The organism is Acidovorax sp. GW821-FHT10E03, from assembly GCF_059415205.1.
In genome coordinates this window covers 1-26,069 of sequence record NZ_JBWKMU010000016.1, presented here as the reverse complement: position 1 = coordinate 26,069, position 26,069 = coordinate 1, and the positions used below count along the sequence as shown (strand labels likewise).

The following is a 26,069-nucleotide window of genomic DNA, read 5'->3' as shown; positions in this document are numbered from 1 at the left end:
CCCGCCGCCCGCCCGGCCCCTAGCTGCCGGCGGTGCACGCCTCGGGCGAGGCGGCGGCCGGGCGCTGTTCCAGCGTCAGCGGCTCCACCAGGTGGTTGCCATGGGCGTCGCGCACCGTGGCGGCCACCTCCCGGCTGTTGTCAGCCCGCGTTTCGCTGAACTGCAGCCGCAGGACCGCGGGCACGGTGCCCGTCAGCGCCAGGCCATTGTCGAAACCCGTGGTCTCCAGGGTGCCTTCCAGCACGGCCAGGCCCTGGGCGTCGATCTCCCAGGGGCCGGTGTGGATGAAGCGCCGGCAGGTGACGGTCAGCTCGACCAGCTCATCCTCCAGCCGCAGATTGACCTGGCCGCAGGTGGGGCAGGGCACGCCCGCCGAGAAACCCGAGCCCGAGAAGTTGAGCACCCCGCTGATGGGCCCCGTGCCGGTTCCGCCCGTGCCGGGGCCGCAGGCGGCCAGGGCCAGCAAGGTGGCCAGTGTGAGCAGTCTGGCCCCGCAGGCCAGGCGTTCAGGAAGGACGTTCATCTTTGTCTGCGGCATAGAAGTAGCTGCCAAAGCGGGCGCGCCGGTTGCGCTCGCCAGGCGGGGTGTTGTGCTGGTCGTGGTCGTAGCGGGCCTGGGCCTCGGTCATCACCGTCTTGAACGCCTGGCGCCATGCCCTGGCCGCCACCGCATGCAGGCGCTGGGCGGACTCCTCGCTGAGCTGGTCCACGAAGACGGCCTGCTCCAGGTAGTTGTGCCCGCCTTGCAGGTTCAGGCTGGCGGCGGCCAGGTGGTCGTGCAGGTTGTCCTGCATCAGCCGCGCCATTTCCGCGAAGCCCTGGCGCGGCACGAAGCCCGCCGCCAGCAGCCGGACCTGCCCGTCCCCGCTTTCCTCGGCCATGCCCAGCCGCACCAGCTCGTCGAGCACGGCACGGGGCCGTACGTCGCTGCTGATGCCGGCCACCAGCGCATCGAAGTGGGGCGCATCGCCATTGCTGCTGCTGCGGGGCAGCGCGCGGGGCTGGCCTTCGTCGTCCAGGCAATCGGCCTGGCTCAGCCAGCGTGCCGCGACCTGGCTGGCCATGCTGAGGGGGGTCTCGGCGGGCCCGTCCTCGGCGGCGGGCTCGGCCAGGCGGCCCAGGTTGCGCACGTCGCGCCGGTGCACGCCGGACATCAGGCTCAGGGCGCTGTCGGTGGCCTTCTTGCCCGTGCCCTGCAGTTCGTCCTGGGCGGCCTCCAGGAACACCTTCTTCATGGCCGCCGCGAAGGCCGGGTAGGCCACGCCATTGCGCAGCAGCAACCGTGCCAGAGGGCGCAGCACATGCAGGGCGGAAGCCAGGACGATGGCGGAGCGGGAAGGCATGCGGGTGTGGGCGAGGGGCGTGTCAGGGGCGGGTGGCCATTGTCATACGGTTGACCGGTGGAAATTTTGTGGGATATTATCCCACTTATCCAAATCGAGGCCGGTGGCGAAGGCGCCCGGGGCCCAGATCCATCCACAGGGAGAAAAATCGAATGGCATACCGAGGGTTGATGAAGAAGGTCGCGGGCGTGCCGCCCGCCTGGCTGGCCGTGGCAACGGCCGCATTCGTGTCCGGGTGCGGCGGGGGCAGCGGGGATGGCGGCGGGCCGCTCACGCCCAACGAGGCGCGGCTGCAGGTCACGCGCTCTGGCGATCTGGTGGCGTACTTCAAGGCCAAGATCGCCCAGCGGGCCGCGCTGGGCTACAGCGGCACGGCCATCACCGTGCCCACCGTGGGAGCGCTGAGCGCCGCGGGCAGCGTGGTCGCCAACACGGGCGTGCCGCTGGCCGGGCCTGCGGTGGAGGAAGACGGCCTCATCAAGGCCGAGGGCGGCATGCTCTACGGCCTGCACCGGGCCTACGCCACGGACGCGGGCCGCGAACCTCCGCGTTTCTCGGCCCTGGCCCGCGCGGCCGATGGCAGCCTGAGCAACGTGGGCCGCGTCACGCTGGACGCGAAGTTCATCCCCCATGGCCTGTACGTGGCGGGCGGCGGCACGCGTGCCGCCGTGTTGTCCCAGCAGGACCCGTATGCCGACCGGCAGCCCATCGTGGCGGCGGACGCGGGCATCACCGTGATGCCCGAATACAGCCGCATGCTGTCGCTGGACCTGTTCTCGGTCGGCAAGGACGCGGCCCCGATGCAGCTCAAGCAGATGCGCATCGACGGGCTGCTGGTGGGCAGCCGCCTGATTGGCAACACGCTGTACCTGGTCACCACCTGGTCGCCCGACCTTCTGCGCTTCAACGTGCCTGCCGGGGCTTCGGCATCGGCCGTGGAGGCCGCGCTCAAGGACCTGAACACCGCCGCGCTGATTCCGACCCTGCGCGTGGACGGCGGCCAGCCCCAGCCGCTGGTGAACGAAGCCGACTGCCTGGTGCAGACGGGCAATGCCTCGCTGTCGCTGCAGCTCACTTCCATCACGGCCATCGACCTGGCGTCATCGAACCTGGCGCGCACGAGCCGGTGCTTCGCGGGGGGCAGCGAGGCGGTGCACCTGGGCGCGCGCAGCGTGTACGTGGCCAGCTCGCGCCAGTACCGCTATGGCGGCGACGTGATCAACACCGTGTTCCCGGCGGGCAGCCGCACCGACATCCACAAGTTCACCTTCCGGGGCGCGCAGGTGGACTATGACGCATCGGGCAGCGTGGACGGCCACCTGGGCTGGGACCTGCGCCGCATGCCGTCGCGCCTGAACGAGCACCAGAACGACCTGCGCGTGCTGACCTTCACGGGCGCGGCGGGCCAAAGCGGCATGCCGCCGGTGACCATCCAGGCGCAGCAGGCCTCGCCCGCGCTGCTGACGGTGCTGCGCGACAGCGGCAGCGACAGCCGCCTGAGCGTGCAGGCCAAGCTGGCCCTCAAGCCGCGCACGGCACGCGGCGACCAGCAGGTGGACACCGTGTTCTTCGCGGGCCCACGGGCCTATGCCACCACCTTCGCCGCGGCCGAGCCCGTGTGGGTGCTCGACCTGGCCAGCCCGGCGAACCCCACGGTGGCGGGCGAGCTGGCGGCTGGCGGCCATGCGGACCACCTGGTCCCGCTGCCCGGCGGGCTGCTGCTGGGCGTGGGCAAGGACAGCACGCTCGGCGGCACGGCCGAGGGCATCCAGCTTGCGCTGTTTGACGTGCGCAACCCGGCGCAGGGCCGGCGGCTGGCGGCCGGGAAGCTGGGTGGCCGTGGCAGCATCACCACGCTCGACAGCACGCGCCCCGTGCTCGACGTGCAGGCCCTGGACACCCGGGTGCGCCTGGCGTTTCCCGCCCGGGTCTACCAGGCCCCGACGGCCGCCGGCACATCGCCTGCGCTGCGGGGCTACCAGGGGGCCGCACGGCTGGAAGTGAACACCAGCGCCGGCACGCTGGCGCTGCGCTCCATGGCCGTCTCCACGCCCATCCTGAACGGCGACACGCCCGAGCTCCACCAGCGTTTCGACATCACCAGCGAGCGCAGCCTGCAGGTGGACAACGCCGCCTACCAGCTCTCGGGCGGGCAGGTGTTCACCAAGGTGGGGGACTGAAGGCGGCGCCAGGATGAACGTCCCGGCGCGGCCAGTGGCGGGCTGGACGGGGACGCGTGCTCAAGGGAGAAAAAACTACAAAAATAATAGCTGCCAGCGCTTGTGTGGAAAGCGCTGCCGGCATCTCGAAGGCCTGTCCGCCAGGGGGCGGCAGGCTTCTTTTTTGCGTGCTGGCAGGCCCGTGCCCCGCTGCTCAGAGGTCCGTGCGCAGCTTCCAGATCTCGGGGAACAGCACCACGTCCAGCATCTTGCGCAGGTAGCTCACGCCGCCGGTGCCGCCCGTGCCGCGCTTGAAGCCGATCACGCGCTCCACGGTGGTCACGTGCCGGAAGCGCCACAGGCGGAATGCGTCTTCCAGGTCGGTGAGTTCCTCGCCCAGCTGGTACAGGTCCCAGTGCTCCTTGGGGTTGCGGTACACCACCAGCCAGGCCTGCTCCACGCCGTCGCTTTCCGCGTAGGGCTGGGTCCAGTCGCGCTCCAGGTGGCTGGCGGGCACGGGGATGCCGCGGCGCGCCAGCAGGCGCAGGGCTTCGTCGTACAGCGAGGGCGCCTCGTACGCGGCCTGCACCTGGGCCAGCAGGTCGGCACGGTGCTCGTGGGGCTTGAGCATGGCGCGGTTCTTGTTGCCCAGGGCGAACTCGATGCTGCGGTACTGGTAGCTCTGAAAGCCGCTGGACTGGCCCAGGTACGGGCGCATGGCGGTGTATTCGGGCGGTGTCATGGTGGCCAGCACGTCCCAGGCGTGCACCAGCTGCTCCATGATCTTGGAGACGCGCGCCAGCATCTTGAAGGCCATCTGCAACTCGTCGTTGGCGATGTGCGTTATGGCCGCGCGCAGCTCGTGCAGCATAAGCTTCATCCACAGCTCGCTGGTCTGGTGCTGCACGATGAACAGCATCTCGTCGTGTGCGGGCGAGAGCGGCTTTTGCGCGGTGAGGATGGCGTCGAGCTGCAGGTAGTCGCCGTAGCTCATCGACTGGCTGAAGTCGAGCTGGGCGCGTTCCTCGTGCACGATGGACTCGGGCAGGGGCGTGGCGGACGCTGCGCCGGCAGCGCCTTGCGACGGGGTTTGCGAGAAGGGGCACATGGTCAATCTCCTTCCCGGTCAGGTCACGGCGTGCGTCTGGTTGAACTCGGGCTTTTGCCAGTCGCCGCTCTCCAGCACCTGGCGCAGGTGCTCCACGGCATTCCATACGTCTTCAAAGCCCAGGTACAGCGGCGTGAAGCCAAAGCGCAGGATGTCCTTGTGCGGGCCCTGGCCGCCGTCCCCCTTGCGGAAGTCGCCGATCACGCCGCGCGCGATCAGCGCCTGCACGATGGCATAGGCGCCGCTGCCCTGGCCGTTGACGCCCGCGCCCTCGTCGCGCGTCAGGCACACCTGCGAGCCGCGCCGGGCATGGTCGCGCGGCGTGGCCAGGCCCAGGCCGTGGCCCGCGCAGCGTTCTTCCACGAGCTGTATGAACAGGTCGGTGAGTGCCAGCGACTTGGTGCGCAGCGCGGCCATGCCGCCCAGCGCCTGCGCGGCCGTGAACACGTCCAGCCCGCACTGCAGCGCCGACAGGCTGATGATGGGCTGCGTGCCGCACAGGTAGCGCGTGATGCCTGTTGCGGGTTTGTAGTCGGGGGTGAAGGCAAACGGAGCCGCGTGGCCCCACCAGCCCGACAGCGGCTGCCAGAAGCGGTCGGCGTGGCGCGGGTGCACCCACACAAACGCCGGTGCGCCGGGGCCGCCATTCAGGTACTTGTAGCCGCAGCCGATGGAGAAGTCGGCGCCCGCGCCATGCAGGTCGACCGGCACCGCGCCCGCGCTGTGCGCCAGGTCCCACACGCACAGGATGCCCTGGGCATGCGCTGCGGCCGTGATGGCGGCCATGTCGTGCATGGCGCCGGTGCGGTAGTTCACGTGGGTGAGCATCAGCACGGCCACGTCGGGGGCCAGCGCGGCGGCGATCTCCTCGGGCTCCACCAGCACCAGCTCCAGCCCGCGCTCCTTGCACAGGCCCTCGGCGATGTACAGGTCGGTGGGGAAGTTGCTGCGCTCGCTCACGACGCGCTTGCGCGCCGGGCCGTCCTCGCGGGCGATGTTCAGCGCCGCGCTCAGCACCTTGTACAGGTTGATCGAGGTGCTGTCGGTGCACACCACCTCGTTCGGGCCCGCGCCGATCAGCGGGGCCAGCTGGTTGCCCAGGCGCTGGGGCAGATCGAACCAGCTCGCGGTGTTCCAGGATTTGATGAGGTCCGTGCCCCACTCGCGCGTCACCACATCGGCCACGCGCGCTGCGGCAGCCTTGGGGGCCACGCCCAGCGAGTTGCCGTCCAGGTAGATCACGCCCGGGGGCAGTGTGAAGTGCCCGCGCAGGGGGGCGAGGGGGTCTTGCGCATCGAGGGCGCGGCAGTCTTGTGCGGTGAGGGTCATGGTGGCAGGTGGATGGTTTGCTTCTGTTTTAATAGCTATTGGCGCTTGTCCATCAAGCGGTGGTGGCCAAAAAGGCTTGAAAATGCGATGGTTCAGGCCAGCCGCCGCAGCACGGCGCGCACCGGCGATGCGTCGGCGGTGGCGAGCCTGAGCGGCAGGGCGATGAGCTCGTAGTCGCCTTCGGGCACCTCGTCGAGCACCAGGTTTTCGAGCACGCGCAGGCCGCGGCGGCGAATGACCTGGTGGCTGTCGAGGGTCTTGCTGTCCGCCGGGTCGATGCTGGCGGTGTCGATGCCCACCAGCAGCACGCCCATGTCGGCCAGCCGCTCGATGGTGCCGGGGGCGTAGGCCGCCAGCGCGCCATCCCAGCGGTCCACTGGCATGTGTTCGTAGGTGCGCACCAGCACGCGCTGGGGCAGGGTGGCGTCCACCGCGTGCGCGATGTGGTCCCAGGTGATGAGCGGCCCGCGCGCGATGGCGTGGATCACGCGGCAGGGGCCCAGGAAGGCGTCGAGCGGCACGTCGCCGATGCTGGCGCCATGCTCGTCGTAGTGCAGGGGCGCATCGGCATGCGCGCCCACGTGGGGCGACAGCGTGATGGCGCTCACGTTCACCGGGCAGCCGGGCCCGATGGTGGCGCACCACTGCTGGCTGTAGGCCGTATCGCCCGGGAACACGGGGCTGCCCGCGTGCACGGGCGGCGAAATGTCCCAGAGCCTGCGGGCTGTGGAAGAAGAGGGGCTGGTTGGCATGGGACAAAGTTTGCATGTCCCGCAAAAACCATGGTGTCGGTTATTTCCAACACCTTTCGCATTTTGTTGAAGCCTAAACGATCTGCGTGGCAGGCCTGGAAGATCGGCCCTGCCCCCAGCGGCGGCAGCCCGTGCCGCGTGCGCGCCCGGTGGCTGGCGCGGTCTCTGGCCTGGAACCCCCCGGCAGGGGGACGGGCGCCCTGCGCAGATGCCGCAGGCGGCCGGATGCGCCTGGCGGGGCGGCCCAGGAAGGGCCTGTCAGGCAGCGCGCGGGAGGGGAATGCCGACGAAAAAGCCCACGCCCCGGCCATTCAGGCCGTCCCCCAGCCGCACCTGCCCGCCCATGCGCAGCACGGCCTGCCGCACGATGGCCAGGCCCAGCCCCGAGCCGTTGGCGGCATGCCCCAGGCCCCGGTAGAAACGCTCGAACACCCGGCTGCGCTCGGCGGCGGGAATGCCCGGCCCGTCGTCCTGCACCGCCAGGTGGAGCTCGCCGGCTTCCTCGCGCAGGGTGAGCGACACGCTGCCGCCCGACTCGGCATAGCGCACGGCGTTGTCGATGAGGTTGTGCGCGATGGATTCGAAGGCGGGCAGGTCGAGCCGCGCGGGTAGGCTGTCGGGAGCGTCCAGCGACAGCTCGATCTGCCGCGCCATCGCCTGCGGCGCGGCCTGTGCGAGCGCGGCGCGCAGCCACTGCGCCACGTCCAGGTCGCGCGGTGCGGGGCGCTGCGCCTCGTCGAGCGCGGCCAGGTCCAGCAGCTGCTGCGCCAGGTGCGAGGTGCGGGCAATGGCCTGCTCCAGGTGCGCCTGGGCCTGCGTGCGTTCGTCCTCGCTCTGCGAGCGCGCCATCACATGGGCCTGCGCCGTGATCACGGCCAGCGGCGTGCGGATCTCGTGCGCGGCATCCTGCACGAAGGCCCGCTCGCGCTCGACCTTCTGGCGCAGCTGGGCGAAGAGGTGGTCCAGCGACTGTTCCAGCGGCTTGAGCTCGCGGTGCCGCGCGTTGAAGCCCACGGGCTTCAGGTCGTCGGTGTTGCGCTGTGCGATGCGCCGGGCGAGTTGCTGCAGGGGGCGCAGGCCATTGCGCACCGACAGCCAGACGGGCAGCAGCACGAAGGGCGAGGCCAGCAGCAGATAGGGCACCAGCGCACGGCCGTTGTACTGCAGGAAGTTGGAGTCCGTGCGTTTGGGCTCGATCACCCGCAAGGCCCAGCGCGCATTGTGGCCCGTGTAGATGCGGTAGACGGTGCCGCCCAGACGGGCCTCCGTGATCACGCCCACCGCTTCTGGCGTGGCGGGCGGCGGCGTCAACGGTTGCAGCCCGGGCGATGCGAATACCGGCTGGCCGGTGGCGGCGTCTTTCAGTTCATGCAGCAATGTGCCGGGCAGCAGGCCGATCTGGCGACGGCGGATGTTGGTCCAGTGGTCGGTCGAGGCCAGAGCGGCGGAGGCTTGCGAACGGTCCGTGAGGTGGGTCAGTGAGTCCAGCACCGCGTCGCCATACTTCTGCAGGCCCGGGTCATAGGTGATGGCCTGCTTGTAGTTGACGTAGTTGTAGCCGAGCAGGACAACCCACACCAGGACGAAGGCCACCATGACCGAGATCACGCTGCGGCGCACCAGCGTGGGCTCCGCCAGCCTGGTCCAGGCGGTGTGCAGCTTGCGGGGAAGGGAGATGGGGCGGGTCATGCCTGCAGCAGATAGCCCACCCCGCGCACGGTGCGGATCAGCTCCGGCCCGATCTTGCGGCGCAGGTTGGACACGTGCACTTCGATGGCGCCGAAATCCACCGGCTCGCCCAGCGGGTCCAGCCGCTGGGCGAGCACGCCCTTGGGCACCACGGCGCCGGGCTCGCGCGCCAGCTCCAGCAGCAGCTGGAACTCGCGCGGCGACAGATCCAGCGGCTCGCCGCCGCGCCGCGCCTGGTGGCGCCGGGGCTCGACCACCAGCTCGCCCAGCACCCAGCGCTCGCTGGCCTGCCGCGCGCTGCGGCGCAGCACCGCACGGATGCGCGACATCAGCTCGGCCGTGGCGAAGGGCTTGATCACGAAGTCGTCCGCGCCGCCGTCCAGCCCCGCCAGCCGGTCCTCGACCGCCGAGCGCGCGGTGATCACGATGATGGGCACCTGCTGGCCCTGCGCGCGCCAGCGGGCGAGCAGGTCGAACCCGCTGCCGTCGGGCAGGGTCAGGTCCAGCAGCACGCAGTCGATGGTGTTTGCGTCCACCGTGGCCGGCGCATCCACGGCGCGGCGCAGCCATTCGCTGGTCAGGCCCTCCACCTTCAGCGCGGACTGCAGCGCGCGGCCCAGGTCGAGGTCGTCTTCGATGAGCAGGATGTGCATGGGAGGCATTGTGGGGGCTGGCAATGCGCGGCGGCCTGTGGCGTGCGCGATTGGCGGGCCTTCTTTGGCGTGCCTTAAGCTGGGCTCTTTCACAATCCCAAGCACATCAACAAGCAATATCGGGAGCGGGTGGCATGCAAATGAAACGGTTCTGCACATGGGCAGGTCTGGCGGTGTGTGCACTGTGGCTGGCGGGTTGCGCCAGTGGCCCTGCGCACCCTGCGCTGGTGGGCGGTCAGTTGCCCGATCTGGTGCCGGTGCGCGACTTCGTGGCCAGCCGGCAGTCCACCGGTGGTTACCGGGTGTCGCCGGACGGCCAGCGCATCGCCTGGTTCGGCGTGGATGGTGTGGTGCCCGCGATCTGGGTGCAGCCTATCGACGGTGGCAGTGCCAAGGCCTTCCGCATCCGGGCCCGATCTATCCGCTTCAGCGCAGACAGCCGCTGGCTGGGCATCACGGCCGACCTCACGGGCGATGAGAACACGCGCATCTTTGCGGGCGAAGTGGAGGGCCCCGGCACGGACTTGCGCGAGCTGATGCCGGCGCCCCGTTCGGTGGCGCATTTTGTGGACGCCGTGGAGGGCACTGCCGACTTCACCGTCACCTCCAACCAGCGCGACAAGAAAGTCTTCGACCTGTACCGGGTCAGCGCTGCAGGCGGCGCGCCGGTGCTGCTGGCCACCAACCCTGGCAACGTCAACTGGTGGGGCGTGGACCCGGGTGGCCAGCTGCGGGCGCGCGCGCAGTTGCGCGGCGACGAGGCCCTGCTGGAGCGTCCAGGCACGGAGCCCGGCAGCTGGGTCACCGTGGCGCAGCGCAGCCGCTGGGACACCCTGAGCATCTTTGGCCTGCACGACGAGGGGCGCAAGGCGTGGGCTCTGTCCAACCGTGGCCGCGACAAGCTGGCGCTGGTGCGGCTCGACATGATCACCGGCGCCGAGGATGAGTTGTTCGCATCGCCCGATGTGGACCTGGACAGCGTAACGCTGAGCCGCCGAACGCGCGAGCCTTTGGTGGCCAACTTCATGCCAGGCTACCCGGCGCGCCAGGTGTTCGACCCCGCGTTGGCCGCGCGGCTGTCCGCACTGGCGGGCGAACAGTCGGCAGAGGTGTTCGTGACCAGCATGGACCGCACCGACACTGTGTTGACGGTAGCTGTCTCCACGGACCGCGGCACGCGCAGCTATCTGCTGCGCGAAGGGCACGAGCCACGGTTCCTCGGGGAAAACCGCCTGAGCCTGATTGCCAAGGACCTGGCACCGACCAGGCCCATCACCTACACCGCCCGCGACGGCCTGACGGTGCACGGATACCTCACGCTGCCGCAGGGCGTGGCGCAGCAAAGCTTGCCGATGGTGCTGCTGGTGCATGGCGGTCCCTGGGCGCGCGACCGCTGGGGCGATGGGGCCACAAGCCGTGCGATGCAGCAGTTCCTTGCCAACCGTGGCTATGCCGTCCTGCAGGTCAACTACCGTGGCTCCAGCGGCTATGGCCGCGCCCACATGGAAAAGGCCAGGGGCGAATTCGCGGGACGCATGCACGATGACCTGGTGGACGGCGTGCGCTGGGCCGTGGAGCAGGGCGTGGCCGACCCGACGCGCGTGGCGATCTACGGCGCGAGCTACGGCGGCTACTCGGCGCTGGTCGGCGCGACCTTTACCCCTGAGGTCTTTGCCTGCGCCGTGGACGTGGTGGGCGTGACGGACATCGCCCGGCTGCTGGAGGCCGCGCCGCCCTATTGGGAGCTGGGCCTGCCCTGGTGGCATCGCTATGTGGGCAATCCGGCCGTGCCTGAGGACCGCGCCCGCATGGATGCCAAGTCGCCCCTGTACCGCGCCGAGCATGCGCAAAAGCCCATCCTCGTCATGCATGGCGTGAACGACCCTCGGGTGAAGCTGGATCAGTCCGAACGGATGGTGGCCGCACTGCGCAAGGCGGGCAAGGAGGTGGACTACGTCACCTTCACCGGCGACGGCCATGGCAACCAGAAGTGGAGCAACAACCTCACCATGTACCGCAAGACCGAAGACTTCCTGGCCCAATGCCTGGGCGGGCGCACAGGTGGGTTCGACTACTACCAGCTGGGCGCGTGGGCGTTTTGACCATGCCGCGCGGTGCCTGGGTTCTGACGGTGTGGGCGATGATCGGTGCTGGCGCTGCCGCCGCCGCCGCGCAGGCGGCTGATCAAGGTTCCACGGAAGCGGTCTACACGCGGGCGCGTGTGGTGTCCGTGGACCGCGAAAGCGGGAGCGGCGGCAAGAAGCTGTATGTGCGCCTGAAGTTGCTGCCCCGCGCGAAGATTCCGTTCGCGACGCAGACCTTTCGGGTCGTCGACGCAAGCCTTCTGGCCGGCATCTCCGAGGGCGCATGGGTCAGGTTTCAGGCCCGGCGCGTGGACGGTGAAAACACGCTGACCGCCATCCACATTGCTGACGAGTGCAAGCGATTCGAACCCTGCGACTGATGGGGGCTCAGGCGTAGAGCGTTCCCGCTCGCAGGGCTGCCAAGGCGTTGCTTAGGTTGATGCGCGCCTGCGCTTCATGGCGTTCATGGAACCATTCCGTGCCATAGATTCGCGGCCGCTCCAGAAACCCCTGCAGCACCGCGCTGCGCCCCACTGCATACCGTGGCCAGCGCACGAAGAAGTACTCACGCCGCACGTTGCGCTCGAACTGGCGGTAGACCGCGTCGATCTGGCCGAGGATGGCCAGATCGATGTCGACAACCCATTGCGCATCACCGGCCAGCGCGCCGGGGTTGTGGCGGGTGTCGAGGATGTGCTGGTGCACGCGCAGGACCATGGGCTCGGGCAGGTTCTGGCTGCGCAGGAAGCGCATGGCCCCGTCGGCACTGCGCTCCTCGTTGTGTTTGCTCCACGGCCAATAGATCGCGTCATGGAACCACAGGGCGAGGGCGGTGGCATGGGGGTCTTGCAGGGCACCGGGCTGCTGGTCCTGCACGGCCTGCAGGTGCCGCAGGCAGGCCCACAGGTGCGTGGTGTCGTGGTACGCGCGGGGCCAGTGGGCCCAGCCCAGGATGAGGCGCCGGCCCTCGGCGCGCCAGGCGGGGGTGTCGCGGCCCAGCGACTGGCCCAGCGCGTTCCAGTGCGCCTGCAGTTCGGCGCCATGGACGGGCTGGCGGCGCCAGGGCATGGTGGAGAAGTGGATCAGGCCACGCGGCCGAGCAAAAGGTACTCCATGAGTGCCTTTTGCACGTGCATCCTGTTGTGGCTTCGGCGCGCGGCCTGCGGCCGCTTCACGTCCGCTGTGCGGACATGAGCCTGCGCCGAAACAGGCTGCCGGCGCGGGCGCGCCAACGGATCGCATGTCATGCAATCCGGCCGAGCAAAAGGTACTCCATGAGTGCCTTTTGCACGTGCATCCTGTTTTCTGCCTCGTCCCACACCACGGACTGCGGCCCGTCGATCACGTCCGCTTCGACTTCTTCGCCCCGGTGGGCGGGCAGGCAGTGCATGAACAGGGCGTCCGGCTTGGCGGCGGCCATCATTTCGGCGTCCACGCACCAGTCGGCGAAGGCTTTCTTGCGCTCTTCGTTCTCGGCCTCGTAGCCCATGCTGGTCCACACGTCGGTGGTCACCAGGTCGGCGCCTTGGCAGGCTTCCAGCGGGTTGCTAAAGAATTGATAGCTGCCAGCGCTGATTCCGCCTGCGCCAGCGGCCAGTTTCTCATCCACTTCGTAGCCGCGCGGCGTGCTCACGTGCACCTTGAAGCCCAGCAGCGATGCCGCCTGCAGCCAGGTGTTGGCCATGTTGTTGCCATCACCCACCCAGGCCACGGTCTTGCCCTTGATGGCGCCGCGGTGCTCGATGAAGGTGAAGATGTCGGCCAGGATCTGGCAGGGGTGGTATTCGTTGGTCAGGCCGTTGATGACCGGCACGCGCGAATTGGCGGCAAAGCGCTCGATCTTGGCCTGCTCGTAGGTGCGGATCATCACCAGGTCGACCATGCGGCTGATGACCTTGGCACTGTCCTCGATGGGCTCGGCGCGGCCCAGCTGGCTGTCGCCCGTGGTCAGGTGCACCACGGAGCCGCCCAACTGGTACATGCCGGCTTCAAAACTCACGCGCGTGCGCGTGCTGGCCTTCTCGAAGATCATGGCCAGCGTGCGGTCCACCAGCGGGTGGTGCTTTTCGTAGGCCTTGAATTTCTTCTTGATGAGCGCGGCGCGCTCGAACAGGTAGGCGTATTCGTCGGCGGTGAGGTCGTTGAACTGCAGGTAATGTTTCATGGATGCAATGTATCGCGGCGGGCCTATTCGGCCAGGATGGCCTTGACCAGCGGGGTCAGCTTGGCGACGATCTCGTCGGCCTCGGCGGTGGTGAGGATCAGCGGCGGCACCAGGCGGATCACGCTGTCGGCCGTGACCGACAGCAGCAGGCCCGCCTCGGCCGCGCGGCCAATCAGCGCGCCGCAGGGCTTGGCAAGCTCGATGCCCAGCATCAGGCCCTGGCCGCGAATCTCCTTCACGCCGGGCAGGCTGCCCAGCTCGCGCTGCAGCGCCGCGCGCAGGTGGTCGCCCACGGTGACGGCGTTGTGCAGCAGGCCGTCCTCTTCCATGATGCGGATGGTCTCGACCCCGGCGCGCATCGCCAGCGGGTTGCCGCCGAAGGTGGTGCCGTGGTTGCCGGGCTGCAGCACGTTGGCGGCCTTGGGGCCGGCCACCACCGCGCCGATCGGCACGCCCGAGCCCAGGCCCTTGGCCAGGGGCATCACGTCGGGCACGATGCCCGCCCATTGGTGGGCGAACCACTTGCCGGTGCGGCCCATGCCGCACTGCACTTCGTCGATCATCATGAGCCAGCCACGCTCGTCGCACAGCTTGCGCAGCTGCTGCAGGTATTCGATGCGCATCGGGTTGATGCCGCCTTCGCCCTGGATGGTCTCGAAGAACACGGCCACCACGTTGGGGTTGCCTTCGGTGGCCTTCCTGATGGCTTCGATGTCGTTCAGCGGCACGCGGATGAAGCCTTCCACCAGCGGGCCGAAGCCGCTGTAGATCTTGGGGTTGCCCGTGGCCGACATGGTGGCGATGGAGCGGCCGTGGAAGGCCTTCTCGTACACCACGATCTCGGGCTTGGCGATGCCCTTGTCCACGCCGAACTTGCGGGCGATCTTCAGGGCCGCCTCATTGGCTTCCAGGCCCGAGTTGCAGAAGAACACGTTCTGCATGCCCGACAGCTCCACCAGCTTGGCCGCGAGCTGTTCCTGCAGCGGCACGTGGTAGTAGTTGGAGGTGTGGATCAGCTTGGTGATCTGGTCCTGCAGCGCGGGCACGAGCTTGGCGTGGTTGTGGCCCAGGGTGTTCACGGCGATGCCGCCCAGGCCGTCCAGGTATTCCTTGCCGTTCACGTCCCAGACTCGGCTGCCCTGGCCACGGGCCAGCGCGATGGGTACGCGGCCATAGGTGTTCATCACGTGGGGCGAAGCTGCCGGGGTGGTGGCGGTCATGCAGAAATCTCCTGACGGTACGGTGATGGGCTGCCCTTGAGGGATCGAAGCCCGAGAAAGCGAAGCACGATTCTAGGGGGAGCACGATGAACGGCTGTTGACGATTGCGCATTACTGCAATGCGGCGCGGCCCACGCTGTTTCGGAGCCTGATCCGGAGTCCAGCATGTGGATTAGGGTCCCAGCTCTTATATAAGAGTTAGAATGCGCGTTGCGGTGCAGCATGCAGTGATCCTGCCTTGGCCGCGCCCCACTACCACTCCAATCCCGATGGTTTCCCCCACCTCCAAAGAAGTCTTCATCCAGGGCATTACCCATGACGGGAAGACCTTTCGCCCCAGTGATTGGGCCGAGCGGCTGGCCGGGGTGATGAGCAGTTTTCGCCCGGGCGGAGCGCGGCCCGGCAGCCATCTGAGTTACTCGCCCTGGTGCATTCCGACCACGCTCAACGGGGTGAAGTGCGTGGTGGTGCACCGCGACCTGCGCGACCACGAACCCATGGCCTGGGACTTCGTCATCAACTTCGCACGGGACAACAATCTGCAGGTGGCCGAAGCCTGCCTGTTGCCAGACCCGCCCCCGGCGCCTTCCGCCAGGCCTTGACCTTTCCCCCGATGCGCCTGCGCCGGCAGGTGCGGAGCGTCTTTCGTGGCGTGGCCGGCCACTTCCGGGGCCGCGGTTCCACCGCCGTTCAGTGTTTTGCGATCACGCTGCGCCGTGGTCAGGATCCGGTGCGGGGCTGGCGCGCAGGAGCTGGTCCGACCGCAGTCTGGCCATCCAGGCCTTCTCCACGAACGGGTCCGTCACCCCGTAGTGCCCGTGCCGGACGCGCATGAGCAGGTTGGCCGAGGTCATCATCCCGATCACGCCCTGCACCTCCTGGGCCGTGGCCTCGCGGCCAATCTGCGCTGCGTAGGCCTTGAGGGCGTCGGCGGTGAACACGCCCTTGACGTCGCCACCGATGCTGCAGATGCGCGAGAACACGGCCTCGGCCAGGGGACCCATGGCTTCCACCTTCTGCAGTTCGACGTCGGCCGCGGCCGCGCCCAGCGATTGGGCGATGGTCGGCAGATGTTCGTCGGGCCGCGCGTCCGGCGGCAGGCTGCGCAGGATGTTCAGGGCCTTCATCAGCTCCTCGGGCCGGCTCCCCATGCTTTTGAAGGCCGCCTCCGCGACATCCGGGGCCGGGAGCATGGGCCCGAGCTGGGGGCGGACCTGCTCCAGCACGTAGTCGATGAAGTCCCGGCCCAGCACCGGAAACTCGTTGGTCACCGCGCCGTTGAACGCCTGGTTGCCCTTGAGCGTGAGCTCCTGCACCCGCGCGCGGTGGGAGCCCGTGCCCAGGAACAGGAAATAGCCGGGCGTGCCGGGGCGGGTGTTGATGGCGTCGCGCGCGGCCTTGAGCGCGTGCAGCATGTTGTCGCCGTCGGCGCTGCCCAGGGCGTGCTGGACCTCGTCGATGATGAGCACCACGTCCGTGCGGGCCTGGTCGATCAGTTCCTTGAACGCCTGGGCCAGGCTCACACCTTTTTCCTTGCCCACATCGGAGAGCTTGAACCCGAACTTGAACCCCGCCGCGCCGGCATCGACGCTGGAGACATCCTTGAGCCGCCTGAGGATGGCCGAGCCCGGCGTCTGGAGCTCCTTCAAGGCCTTGCGGATCGCCTCGTGCACCAGGTCGGCCGGGTTGGCCTGGGGCTGGCTCCACAGGTCCACATAGACCACGATGGCGCCCAGGGCCTCCAGCGCGGGGATCAGGTCGGTGGCCAGGAAGGTGGTCTTGCCCACGCGCCGCTGCCCCGCCAGGAACAGGCCCGAGCGCAGCGACGTGTCGAGAAACGAGGGCCGCAGCAATTGCGTGGCCATCTCCTGCGCGAGGGCGGTTCGCCGGAAGGTCATGGTTTATTGGTTTTTATGAAATTCCAATAATTATGGTTCTTCAATAATTTATCGTAAAGAGACGGGGCGCGCCATTTGCATCCAGAAACGAAAAAACCGCCCGAAGGCGGTTTGTTCGTTTTGCTGGCAGCGCACCCGTTACAAACGGCGAACGGCGGATGCCGTTCGGGCTGTTTGCCTGAAGTGGGTCAGGCGGCCAGGGCCAGGGCTTTCACCTTGGCGGACAGACGGCTCTTGTCGCGAGCAGCCTTGTTCTTGTGGAAGATGCCCTTGTCAGCCACGGTGTCGACCACGGCCTGCATCTTGGCGAACAGTTCGGTCGCCTTGGTCTTGTCGCCAGCCAGAACAGCCTTTTCGACGTTCTTGACAGCGGTACGGTATTTGGAGCGCAGCGAGGTGTTCGCAGCGTTGATCTTGACGTCCTGACGGACGCGCTTGCGGCCCGACGCCAGGCGCGGGTTCTTCTTCTTGGGTTTAGCGGATGCCATGGTTTTGATTCCTTGAGTCTGAGGATGATGCCAGCAAAGCCCGCGATTATAGCCCAGAGCCACTTACCGTGGTCACGGCGGCTGCTGCCGGCGCGTTGCCATCGCCTGCGCACCCGTGGAACCGGCTCTGCCAGGCCACCGGGTGCGGCCTCCCTGGGAGACGCTCCTGGGGGACGGCGCGCAGCGGCACAGGGGGGCTACACTTCTTGCGGTGTCACTGTTCAAAGCCGCCTCCACCGTCTCCCTCCTGACCCTCGTCTCCCGCATCACCGGGCTGGTGCGGGAGCTGCTCATGGCCTCGGTCTTCGGGGTCAGCGCCATGACGGACGCCTTCAATGTGGCGTTCCGCATTCCCAACCTGTTTCGCCGGGTCCTCGGCGAAGGGGCCTTCAGCCAGGCGTTCGTGCCGGTGCTGTCCGCCACCCGTGCCCAGGAGGGCGACGAAGGGGCCCGGGCGCTGATCAACCATGTGGGCACCTTGCTCGCATGGACGCTGGTGCTGCTGTGTATTGCCGGTGTGCTGGGCGCCCCCTGGATGGTGTGGGGCATGGCCAGCGGGCTCCAGCAGTCGCCCCAGGGTTTTGACGCCGCCGTCACCATGACGCGCTGGATGTTCCCCTACATCGGCTTCATGTCGCTGGTGGCCCTGGCGGGGGGCATTCTCAATACCTGGAAGAAGTTCGCGGTGCCCGCGGCGTCGCCGGTGCTGCTCAACATCGCGCTCATTCTCTCCATCGTCCTGGGGGCGCCCTGGTTCGCCCGTCATGGCATCGAGCCCATCTACGCGCAGGCCGCCGGGGTCATGGTGGGGGGGCTGCTGCAGCTGGCCATCCAGGTGCCCGCGCTGGCGCGCCTGGGGCTGCTGCCGCGCATCGGGGTGCGCTGGGCGGCGATCCGGGCCGCCTGGTCGGACCCCACCACGCGCAAGGTGATCCGCCTGATGCTGCCCGCGCTGCTGGGGGTGAGCGTGGCGCAGGTCTCGCTGCTCATCAACACGCAGATCGCCTCACACCTGGCCACCGGCAGCGTGAGCTGGATCACCTACGCCGACCGGCTGATGGAGCTGCCGACCGCGCTGCTGGGCGTGGCGCTGGGGGTGGTGCTGATGCCGCAGCTGGCCAGCGCCCGCGCCAAGCAGGACGACGAAAGGTATTCGGCCATGCTTGACTGGGGGCTGCGCCTGGTGGTGTTGCTGTCGGTGCCCTGCATGGTGGCCTTGCTGGTCTTTTCAGAGCCGCTGGTGGCGGTGCTGTACCACTATGGGGCCTTTGGTGACCAGGACGTGCGCCAAACCACCCTGGCACTCACGGGTTATGGCGTGGGCCTGGTGGGCATTGTGGCCATCAAGGTGCTGGCGCCCGGTTTCTATGCCAAGCACGACATGCGCACCCCCATGCTCATTGCGGTGGCGGTGCTGGTGCTGACGCAGCTGATGAACCTGGTGCTGGTGCGCTACCTGCAGCACGCCGCCCTGACGCTGACCATCGGCATCGGGGCCCTCGTCAATGCCGCCTGGCTGCTGATCGGCCTGCTGCGGCGCGGCAGCTACCGGCCCTTGCCTGGCTGGGGCAAGTTCGCCCTGCAGGTGATCGCCGCGAGCGCCTTGCTGGCCCTGCTGCTGGCGTGGGGCGCGCAGCACTTCGACTGGGTGGCGATGAAGGGGCAGACCCTTCGGCGCATAGGGCTGCTGGCCGGGCTCATGGCTGCGGCGGCCGTGCTGTACTTCGGCGCGCTGTGGGCGGCCGGCCTCAAGCTGCGCCAGCTGCTGCGGCGCTGACGGCGGCAAAGGCCGCAAATGTGCTGCCAAGCGGTGCCTTCTGTCGCTTGACGCAGGCCGGCGCGGCACTTACAACCCTGCCATATGTCCCTGAGCTATTCCGTGCCCACCTCGCTGGAGTACTTTGCATCGCTGGTGCAGAGCGACGACCACTTTCCGCTGCTGGAGGCCGCGGCCAGCCTGGCCCACGACGAGTACCCGGAACTGGATGTGCAGCAGTTGCTGGGCGACATGGACCAGCTGCTCGCCCGCATCAAGCGCCGCCTGCCCGCCGATGCGCCCGCGCTGCAGCGCCTGCGCACCCTCAACCAGTTCTTCTTCGCCGACCTGGGTTTTGGCGGCAACGTCAACAACTACTACGACCCCGAGAACAGCTACCTCAACGCCGTGCTGCGCACGCGCCGGGGCATCCCGATTTCGCTGGCCGTGCTGTGGATGGAGCTGGCCCAGGGCCTGGGCCTGCATGCGCGGGGCATCGCGTTCCCCGGGCACTTCATGGTCAAGGTGCTGCTGCCCAAAGGACAGGTGGTGCTCGACCCGATCTCGGGCCAGTCGCTCAGCCGCGAGGAACTGGCCGAGCGGCTGGAGCCCTACAAGCGACGCAATGGCCTGGTGGACGACTACGATGTGCCGCTGGGCCTGTACCTCCAGGCGGCCACGCCGCGCGACATCATCGCGCGCATGCTGCGCAACCTCAAGGAGGTGCACCGCACCCAGCAGGACTGGCAGCGCCTGATCACCGTGCTCGACCGGCTCATCGTGCTGCTGCCCGAGGCCTGGGGCGAGCGGCGCGACCGGGGGCTGGCCCATGCCGAGCGGGGCAATACCGCCGAGGCCGTGGCCGACCTGCAGGCCTATCTGGCCCATGCCGAAGACGGTCTGGACATCGACCTGATTGCCGACCGCCTCAACGCACTGCGCGGCTAGAACGGCGCGCTGTGCGCGGGCTGGTCGGCCCGTAGCTGTGCCAGCTGCCGGCGCAGCTCGGTGTTCTCGGCGGTGAGTTCCGCCACGCGGTGGCGCAGGGCCTGCAGCTCGTCGGCACTTCCCTCGGCGCCCGTGCCCGGCTGTGGCGCGGCCTTTTCTTCCTTTTCTTCTTCCTCTGAACGCGCTTCGTCGCGCGGCTTGCGCTTGTTGAGTTCGCGCACGCGCTTGGCGGCCTGCTTGAGCTCATCCTTGCCCGCGGCGACGGCCGCCACCTGCTCCTCGGCGGGCAGCGTGGACACGGCGGCGGCGGCGTTGATGGAAATGGTGCCGGACTTCACGGCGGCCACCAGCTCGGGGGCGGCCTGCTTCTGGATCTTCTCGATCATCACCACCTGGCTGCTGCTCAGCCGCGCGGCCCGGGCGATGGCCTCGCGGCTGGCCAGCGGATCGGGGGCGGGCAGGGCGGCAGTGGCCTCGGGCGCCGCCGGGGCGTCCGCGGCCAGGGTGTCGGGTGACTCCGAAGGCTCCGGGGCGCGCGCCTTGCGCTCGGCCATGATCTCGCGCTTGCGCAGGGCCAGCACACCGCGCTGGAAGTCCGACACGCTGCGGCGCCCCAGGTGCTGGTCGATCATCCACAGGTGCACGTCCTCCATCGACTGGAAACGCGGGTTCTGCACCGTCTGGAAGGGCAGGCCGTGCTTCTGGCAGATGCCGTAGCGGTTGTGGCCGTCCACCAGCACGTCGCCCCACAGCACCAGCGCGTCGCGGCAGCCCTCGGCCAGGATGCTGCGCTCCAGGGCCTCGTGCTCGTCGGGGGTCAGGGGTTCGATATAGGCTTTGAGTTCTTCGTTGACGACGATGTTCATGGTGGAAAGCGGTCCGGGAGCAGGGCAAGGGGCGCGATTGTAGACATGCCCGGGCCCGCACCTACCGATCGCGGGTGTCCCGCAGCGCCAGCCAGCCCGCCACCGCCGTGAAGGCGGCCACCACGGCCACGATGATCCAGAAACCGTGCCCGTTGTCCGCCAGCGGCACGCCGCCCACGTTCATGCCGAACAGCCCCGCCAGGATGTTGATGGGCAGGGCCAGCACGGTCACCACCGTCAGCACGAAGAGGCTGCGGCTGTTGGCTTCCTGCACGTTGGCGGCGATCTCTTCCTGCAGCAGCTTGATGCGCTCCTGCAGGCCCTGCATGTCGCGCAGCACCACCGAGAATTCCTCCGTGGAGTCGCGCAGCTCCTGGGCATCGTCCGCGCCCATCCATGCGGGCGGGTGCTGCAGCAGGCGAAACAGCGCGGCGGGCTCGGGGGCCAGCAGCCGCTGCAGGCGCACGAGCAGGCGCCGCAGCACCCCGAGCCGCGCGCGCTTGTGGTCCAGGCGGCCGGCCAGCAGCTCGTCCTCCACGTCGTCGATGCGCTGGGTCACCCCGCGCACGATGTCCACCAGGCCCGAGGCCTGGGTGCGCATCAGTTCGGCCAGCAGGGCCACGCTGGATCGCGGCGCCTGCCCGCTGCGCACCGCCGTGCGCAGCGCATCCACCGAGCGCAGCGGCCGCGTGCGCCCGGTCACCATCAGGCGCGGCGCCACGCTGGTCCAGAGCGTGGCGATGTCCGAGGGCTCGAACGCGAAGTCGAAGTGCGCGTCGTTGAGGACGGCGATCAGCGTGTCGTCGTCGCGCTCGATGCGCGTCGATACCGAGCGGTCCTTGAGCGCATCGAAGAAGGCCTCGGGCAGGCCGGCGTGCCGCTCCATCCAGCGCACGGCCTGCGCGTGGCTCAGGTTGAAATGCAGCCACAGGAAGGTGGTGGCGTGCTCCGCTTGCGGCGCTGCGGTGCCCGTGGCTGGCGGATGCCGCAGCGCGCTCAGCCACTGCGCGGCCTGCGCCGAATCGACTTCGCGCGGGGGTGCGTCGGCATCCAGCAGATAGCCGCAGATCAGCCCGGCGGCATCGCCGCCGTAGTTCAGGTGGGCATTCACGGCAAAGAGGGCGCGCGGCGGAAAGGAGGGAGACAGGCTGGCACCGCCGCATGTTGGCGCGCGGGCGTGACAGCGCCGTGACAGATCACGCCGATGTCACAACACTGTCACCTGCCGGCGCCACGATGGCGCATCTCTCTGTCTATTTGCCTGCACGGATCGGTTGCCCATGTTTCACCAGAACACCCTTGACACCCAGGACTTGATGCAGCGCATCGCCAACGACCTGATCGACAGCTACGACGAAGAGCTGGAGCTGGAGATCGAGGACCGCAACGTGGACGATCTCGGCGCCCCCCAGCCCACGGACAAGCTGGCGCGCCAGCTTTACTTCAAGGAGCTGTTCCGCCTGCAGGGCGAGCTCGTCAAGCTGCAGGACTGGGTGCAGCACAGCCGCCAGAAGGTGGTGATCCTGTTCGAGGGGCGCGACGCGGCGGGCAAGGGCGGCGTGATCAAGCGCATCACCCAGCGCCTGAACCCGCGCGTGGCCCGCGTGGCCGCGCTGCCCGCGCCCAACGACCGCGAGCGCACGCAGTGGTACTTCCAGCGCTATGTGGCGCACCTGCCCGCCGCCGGCGAAATGGTGCTGTTCGACCGCAGCTGGTACAACCGCGCGGGTGTCGAGCGGGTCATGGGCTTTTGCACCGACGACGAATACGAGGAATTCTTCCGCACGGTGCCCGAGTTCGAGAAGATGCTGGTGCGCTCGGGCATCACGCTCGTCAAGTACTGGTTCTCGATCACCGACGAGGAGCAGCACCTGCGCTTCCTCGGGCGCATCCACGACCCGCTCAAGCAGTGGAAGCTCAGCCCCATGGACCTGGAAAGCCGCGTGCGCTGGGAGGCCTATACCAAGGCCAAGGAAACCATGCTGGAGCGCACCCACATCCCCGAGGCGCCCTGGTGGGTGGTGCAGGCGGTGGACAAGAAAAAGGCGCGCCTGAACTGCATCGCCCACCTGCTGTCGCAGCTGCCCTACCAGGAGGTGCCGCATCCGGCGGTGGTGCTGCCCGACCGCGTGCGCAACCCCGAGTACCTGCGCCAGCCGGTGCCCGCGTCGATGTACGTGCCCGAGGCGTACTGAAGCCCTCGGGGTAAGATGATTGCTATTATTTATATAGCTGTCAGCGCTTTCCCATCAAGCGCTGGAGGCCAGAAAAGCCTCAAGTACAGGACTGCGGCGCCGCACCCCTGAGCCTCTGGACCGTCGGGACCACATCCCGCTCCTGCAGCGCCTTCGCGAGGGGACTCTGGCACGGCGGTGTCCGTGTGGCCGGGGCAGGGCCCTTGTTGATTGGCCATGCCACGCCGCACAGTGTTCTCCCGTGTGTTCCTTCTCAGTGGGGCCGCCGCGCCGTGCCCTGGGACGGCGTGCCGCCCCGGCCGAACTGGTGCCAGGCGCGGCGCAGCTGCGTGTCGGAGCTGAAGCCCGCCATCTGCGCGGCCTGGGTGACGTTGCGCCCGGACTGCAGGGCCGCTTCGGCCGTGGCCAGTCGGATGCGGCGCAGGTACGCCAGCGGCGCGATGCCCGCATGCTCCAGGAACAGCCTTGTGAGGTGCCGGGGCGAGGTGTGTGCCACCTCCGCCATGGCGGGCACGCTCCAGTCGGCCTGGGGTTGCTGGCCCACGGCGTCCTGCACGCGGTGCAGCGCGGCGTGCAGGTGGTTGCGGTGGTGCAGGAAGGGCGAGAACTGCGGGTCGTCCGGGCCCCGGCGAAGCCCGATCACCATCGCCTGCGCCACCTGCACGGCCACGGTGGGGCCGCACAGGTCCGAGATGCGGTGCAGCAGCAGGTCGATGCCGGTGGTGACGCCCGCGCTGGTGTAGATGGGCCCGTCGGTCACGAACACGCGGTTGGCGGCCACGTCGCAGCGCGGGTCCACCTCGGCCAGTTCGTCGAGGTGCAGGTGGTGCGTGGTGGCGCGCCGGCCGGTGAGCAGGCCGGCATGCGCGGCGAGCACCGCCCCGGCGCACACGGTGACCAGCTCGAGCTGCCCGGCCACCGGGCGCAGGCCGCGCAGCCAGTGCAGCAGCGCCTGGGCCTCGCCGTGGCCCACGTCGATGCGCCGGCCCGGCAGGCCCACCAGCACCACCCAGGCGGGGCTGGGCAGCACCTCGGGCAACGGCGCCAGGCCCGTGAGCGCGACGCCCACGGAGGTCATGGACTCGGGCGTGGGGCTCACGAAGTGCTGCACGAAGCGCTCGGGCAGGCCCCGTGCGCGCAGCGTCTGGTTGGCGATGCGCAGCGCCTCCGCGGGGCCTGCCCAGTCCAGCACCAGGCTGCCGGGCAGCAGCGCGAAATAGACGTGGATGGGGGCGGGTGGCATGTCCTGCATCAGTGTTTCCTTGCTTCGTCCGCGGCCTTGAGAACCGGCACGGCCGGGGCCCGTGCCCCCGGAGCCGGCCTTGCCAGGCCCCGGCGGGAGAGGGGGCGGGGCGGCACGGGCGGCCTTCAGGGCGCGGGATTCCAGGGCGTGTCCATCTGGCGGGCGGTGCGCTGGGAGAGCGCCGAGCCCGCCAGGCGCGTGACCAGATGCAGGCTCATGTCGATGCCCGCGCTGATGCCCGCAGACGTGACGAGCGCGCCCCGGTCCACCCAGCGCACATTCTCCTGCACGTTGAGCGCGGGAAACTGCGCGCGCAGGTCCGCGATGTCCTCCCAGTGCGTGGTGACGGGCCCTTCGATGACCACGCCGGCCGCCGCCAGGATGAACGCGCCGGTGCATACCGAGGCCGTGACCCGCGCGCCGCGCGCGGCCCGGGCCACCCAGGCGCGCGTCTGGGCGCAGGCGGCGGCTGCATCGACCACGCCCCCGGGCACGATGAGCACGTCCGGCGCCACGGCGGTGGCGAAGTCGGCATCGGGCAGCACCCGCAGGCCGGCGCGCGCCTGCACCGGCTGCATGCCGCGCGCCACGCACTGCACGGCAAAGGGCACGGGTGCGCCGGGCCGCAGGCGCTGCTGCATGCGGGTGGCGGTGGTGAACACCTCGTAGGGGCCCGCGAGGTCGAGGGCCTCCACGTCGTCGAAGACGAGGATGGCGATCTTCAGCGGATGGGGGGCAAGGGTGGCTTCGGTCATGGTGCGGTGGCGGGCTGGGGTGGCGTGGGGGTGGAGAAGACGTAGCGCGGGTAGGTGTCCTGCGCGGCGGCGACCGCCTGCAAGTCCAGGTCCACTGTGCAAAAGGCCTGTGCGGGCGTGGTGCGCGCAAGCAGGGCGCCGTCGGGGCTGATGGCCCAGCCCGCGCCGCCATAGGTACCGGCGGCGGCATCCACGCGGTTGGACGACAGGCTGTAGGCCCCCGTGCGCACGGCGGCCACGGTGCCCACCGCCAGCCATTTGGCGGTGGTGGCCGCCGCCGTGGCACGCGGCGACAGGATGGCCTGCACGCCGCCGAGCGCGGCATAGGCGCCGTAGGTGTCCAGTGCCCAGAGTTCGGAGCAGATATTGAGCCCGAAGCCGAGCGCACCGGCCTGCAGGCGGGGGAAGGCGGCGTCGCCGCGCTCGAACCAGTGCGCCTCCCAGCCGCCGGGTTCGTCGGGCAGGTGGAACTTGCGCCGCAGCGGCAGGTAGCCGCCCTGGCGCGACCAGGCAAAGCCCTCGTTGAAGCGCTGTCCGCCCACCGTGACCGGGCGGGCGCCCACCACCCAGTCGGTGTCCAGCGCGTGCAGGCGGGCTTGCCAGGCGTCGCTCAGCGCCACGGCGGCATCCCAACGGGCGGGTTCGGGGGGCAGGGTCTCCCACAGGGGTTCGACAAACGCGAACTCGGGCAGCAGCACCAGCCCGGACCGCTCGGCGCGGGTGTGCGCGCACAGGGCGGCCCAGGCGGCCTCCAGCAGCGCGGGTTGGCAGGGAAGTTCACAGACGGTGGCGCGCATGGCGGTGGATCCTCGTGGCATGGGCAGGGTGGAAGCGGGCGGGCAAGGGTGCGGTGCCGATCACTATCGGACAAATCTCAAGAGGCCTGCTTCTGCGGCGGGTATCTTGCAGCGCTCATGGTGCCTGCGGGTACTGGATGTGTCCGAACTCGATGGGACAGGTTTCGATCAATTTGCGCCATATATCGGGCGACACCTGCCGCGTGGATGCCGGCAAGGTGCCCAAGGGCTCTGGAAAGTCCGAGGAAATGGCCTGCCACGCTGGAAGGACAAGGGGTTCCAGCTATCAAATTGAGAGTTTCGTGCGCGGGAGGCCAGATGCTGTTATGGTGGTTAGGGTTTTCCCTTGTTTTGTGGGGCGCCCCACCGCCTGCACTGGCCACGCCCCACCGCCGTTTGTTTGCCGTCCTTCATTTTTTTTCTATTCCCCCACACCAGCACACCATGGCCCCACGCTCCCGCCTGTTCTCCCTGTCAGCGCTGACGCGGGCGTACCAGCGCAACCTGAAGGCCCTGGTGCGCGCGACACGGCCCGCGCGCCCGGTGCGGCGCAAGGCGGCGGTGCCGCTGGCGGCGCCAGTCGCCGCGCGGGCTGGGGCCTGTCTCTTATCCAAATCTGACG

Annotated in this window: 24 protein-coding genes; 7 read left to right on the top strand and 17 right to left on the bottom strand. The window is 68.9% G+C overall.

What is annotated here, in order from left to right; genetic code table 11:
- Positions 1-19: 19 nt before the first annotated feature.
- Positions 20-523, bottom strand: coding sequence for a hypothetical protein (locus AC07OD_RS24870; RefSeq protein WP_494598280.1), 504 nt, complete (start codon positions 521-523; stop codon positions 20-22).
- Positions 507-1,343, bottom strand: coding sequence for a DUF6502 family protein (locus AC07OD_RS24865; RefSeq protein WP_218293662.1), 837 nt, complete (start codon positions 1,341-1,343; stop codon positions 507-509). Before AC07OD_RS24865 ends, AC07OD_RS24870 begins: the two co-directional genes overlap by 17 nt.
- 152 nt (positions 1,344-1,495) lie before the next feature.
- On the opposite strand from AC07OD_RS24865, the gene AC07OD_RS24860 reads away from it, so the two are divergent.
- Positions 1,496-3,523 carry a beta-propeller domain-containing protein gene (locus tag AC07OD_RS24860; protein ID WP_218341869.1) on the top strand — a complete coding sequence of 676 codons (2,028 nt, stop codon included), beginning with the start codon at positions 1,496-1,498 and terminating at the stop codon, positions 3,521-3,523.
- A 193-nt stretch (positions 3,524-3,716) separates the two neighbouring features.
- Here AC07OD_RS24860 and kynA read toward each other — a convergent pair whose 3' ends face one another.
- The 5 genes from kynA to AC07OD_RS24835 form a co-directional block, all read right to left on the bottom strand.
- Positions 3,717-4,610, bottom strand: coding sequence for a tryptophan 2,3-dioxygenase (kynA, locus tag AC07OD_RS24855; protein ID WP_218341868.1), 894 nt, complete (start codon positions 4,608-4,610; stop codon positions 3,717-3,719).
- An 18-nt stretch (positions 4,611-4,628) separates the two neighbouring features.
- Complete coding sequence (kynU, locus tag AC07OD_RS24850) at positions 4,629-5,939, bottom strand: kynureninase (protein WP_494598279.1); 1,311 nt, start codon at positions 5,937-5,939, stop codon at positions 4,629-4,631.
- 92 nt (positions 5,940-6,031) lie between these two features.
- The gene (gene kynB / locus AC07OD_RS24845; RefSeq protein ID WP_218341866.1) at positions 6,032-6,691 is read right to left on the bottom strand and encodes an arylformamidase; all 660 of its coding nucleotides are present in this window, start codon (positions 6,689-6,691) and stop codon (positions 6,032-6,034) included.
- Positions 6,692-6,949: 258 nt separating this feature from the next.
- Positions 6,950-8,380, bottom strand: a complete 1,431-nt coding sequence (locus tag AC07OD_RS24840; protein WP_494598278.1) for a sensor histidine kinase — start codon at positions 8,378-8,380, stop codon at positions 6,950-6,952.
- Positions 8,377-9,033, bottom strand: coding sequence for a response regulator (locus AC07OD_RS24835; protein WP_218293668.1), 657 nt, complete (start codon positions 9,031-9,033; stop codon positions 8,377-8,379). Before AC07OD_RS24835 ends, AC07OD_RS24840 begins: the two co-directional genes overlap by 4 nt.
- Positions 9,034-9,167: 134 nt before the next feature.
- Here AC07OD_RS24835 and AC07OD_RS24830 point away from each other — a divergent pair, with 134 nt between their 5' ends.
- Positions 9,168-11,135: a S9 family peptidase gene (locus AC07OD_RS24830; protein ID WP_494598277.1), complete on the top strand. Its 1,968-nt coding sequence runs from the start codon at positions 9,168-9,170 to the stop codon at positions 11,133-11,135.
- The gene (locus AC07OD_RS24825; protein ID WP_369641790.1) at positions 11,123-11,497 is read left to right on the top strand and encodes a copper-binding protein; all 375 of its coding nucleotides are present in this window, start codon (positions 11,123-11,125) and stop codon (positions 11,495-11,497) included. Before AC07OD_RS24830 ends, AC07OD_RS24825 begins: the two co-directional genes overlap by 13 nt.
- A 7-nt stretch (positions 11,498-11,504) precedes the next feature.
- Here AC07OD_RS24825 and AC07OD_RS24820 read toward each other — a convergent pair whose 3' ends face one another.
- The 3 genes from AC07OD_RS24820 to AC07OD_RS24810 all read right to left on the bottom strand — a co-directional run bounded on the left by AC07OD_RS24820 (position 11,505) and on the right by AC07OD_RS24810 (position 14,501).
- Positions 11,505-12,185, bottom strand: coding sequence for an HD domain-containing protein (locus tag AC07OD_RS24820; protein ID WP_494598276.1), 681 nt, complete (start codon positions 12,183-12,185; stop codon positions 11,505-11,507).
- A 175-nt stretch (positions 12,186-12,360) separates the two neighbouring features.
- Positions 12,361-13,281, bottom strand: coding sequence for an ornithine carbamoyltransferase (gene argF / locus AC07OD_RS24815; protein WP_369641792.1), 921 nt, complete (start codon positions 13,279-13,281; stop codon positions 12,361-12,363).
- Positions 13,282-13,304: 23 nt separating this feature from the next.
- Complete coding sequence (locus AC07OD_RS24810; protein WP_218293674.1) at positions 13,305-14,501, bottom strand: aspartate aminotransferase family protein; 1,197 nt, start codon at positions 14,499-14,501, stop codon at positions 13,305-13,307.
- Between the two features lie 269 nt (positions 14,502-14,770).
- On the opposite strand from AC07OD_RS24810, the gene AC07OD_RS24805 reads away from it, so the two are divergent.
- The gene (locus AC07OD_RS24805; RefSeq protein ID WP_218293675.1) at positions 14,771-15,103 is read left to right on the top strand and encodes a DUF3579 domain-containing protein; all 333 of its coding nucleotides are present in this window, start codon (positions 14,771-14,773) and stop codon (positions 15,101-15,103) included.
- A 102-nt stretch (positions 15,104-15,205) separates the two neighbouring features.
- On the opposite strand, the gene AC07OD_RS24800 is transcribed toward AC07OD_RS24805, so the two are convergent.
- Positions 15,206-16,399, bottom strand: a complete 1,194-nt coding sequence (locus AC07OD_RS24800; RefSeq protein ID WP_218341860.1) for an AAA family ATPase — start codon at positions 16,397-16,399, stop codon at positions 15,206-15,208.
- A gap of 188 nt (positions 16,400-16,587) precedes the next feature.
- On the bottom strand, positions 16,588-16,887 hold the full coding sequence (rpsT, locus tag AC07OD_RS24795) for a 30S ribosomal protein S20 (protein ID WP_218293677.1): 300 nt from the start codon (positions 16,885-16,887) through the stop codon (positions 16,588-16,590).
- A 211-nt stretch (positions 16,888-17,098) separates the two neighbouring features.
- Here rpsT and murJ point away from each other — a divergent pair, with 211 nt between their 5' ends.
- Entirely contained in the window at positions 17,099-18,664 is a 1,566-nt protein-coding gene (gene murJ, locus AC07OD_RS24790) for a murein biosynthesis integral membrane protein MurJ (protein ID WP_218293678.1), read from the top strand.
- 84 nt (positions 18,665-18,748) lie between these two features.
- A complete protein-coding gene (locus AC07OD_RS24785) occupies positions 18,749-19,591 on the top strand; it encodes a SirB1 family protein (RefSeq protein ID WP_218293679.1) in 843 nt (280 codons plus the stop codon).
- Here AC07OD_RS24785 and AC07OD_RS24780 read toward each other — a convergent pair.
- Entirely contained in the window at positions 19,588-20,457 is an 870-nt protein-coding gene (locus tag AC07OD_RS24780; protein ID WP_218341858.1) for a plasmid replication/partition related protein, read from the bottom strand. The genes AC07OD_RS24785 and AC07OD_RS24780 overlap by 4 nt on opposite strands.
- A gap of 61 nt (positions 20,458-20,518) precedes the next feature.
- Positions 20,519-21,568 (bottom strand): transporter, encoded by a 1,050-nt coding sequence (locus AC07OD_RS24775; protein ID WP_218293681.1) that lies wholly within the window; start codon positions 21,566-21,568, stop codon positions 20,519-20,521.
- A 169-nt stretch (positions 21,569-21,737) separates the two neighbouring features.
- Here AC07OD_RS24775 and ppk2 point away from each other — a divergent pair, with 169 nt between their 5' ends.
- Positions 21,738-22,652, top strand: coding sequence for a polyphosphate kinase 2 (ppk2, locus tag AC07OD_RS24770; RefSeq protein WP_218341856.1), 915 nt, complete (start codon positions 21,738-21,740; stop codon positions 22,650-22,652).
- A 253-nt stretch (positions 22,653-22,905) separates the two neighbouring features.
- Here the strand turns inward: ppk2 and AC07OD_RS24765 are convergent, their stop codons facing one another.
- From AC07OD_RS24765 to AC07OD_RS24755, 3 genes are all read right to left on the bottom strand, one after another.
- Entirely contained in the window at positions 22,906-23,904 is a 999-nt protein-coding gene (locus AC07OD_RS24765) for a GlxA family transcriptional regulator (RefSeq protein ID WP_218293683.1), read from the bottom strand.
- 116 nt (positions 23,905-24,020) lie between these two features.
- On the bottom strand, positions 24,021-24,650 hold the full coding sequence (locus tag AC07OD_RS24760; RefSeq protein ID WP_494598275.1) for a DJ-1/PfpI family protein: 630 nt from the start codon (positions 24,648-24,650) through the stop codon (positions 24,021-24,023).
- Complete coding sequence (locus AC07OD_RS24755) at positions 24,647-25,447, bottom strand: carbon-nitrogen hydrolase family protein (RefSeq protein WP_494598274.1); 801 nt, start codon at positions 25,445-25,447, stop codon at positions 24,647-24,649. The genes AC07OD_RS24760 and AC07OD_RS24755 overlap by 4 nt, the downstream gene beginning before the upstream one ends.
- Positions 25,448-26,069: the final 622 nt, after the last annotated feature.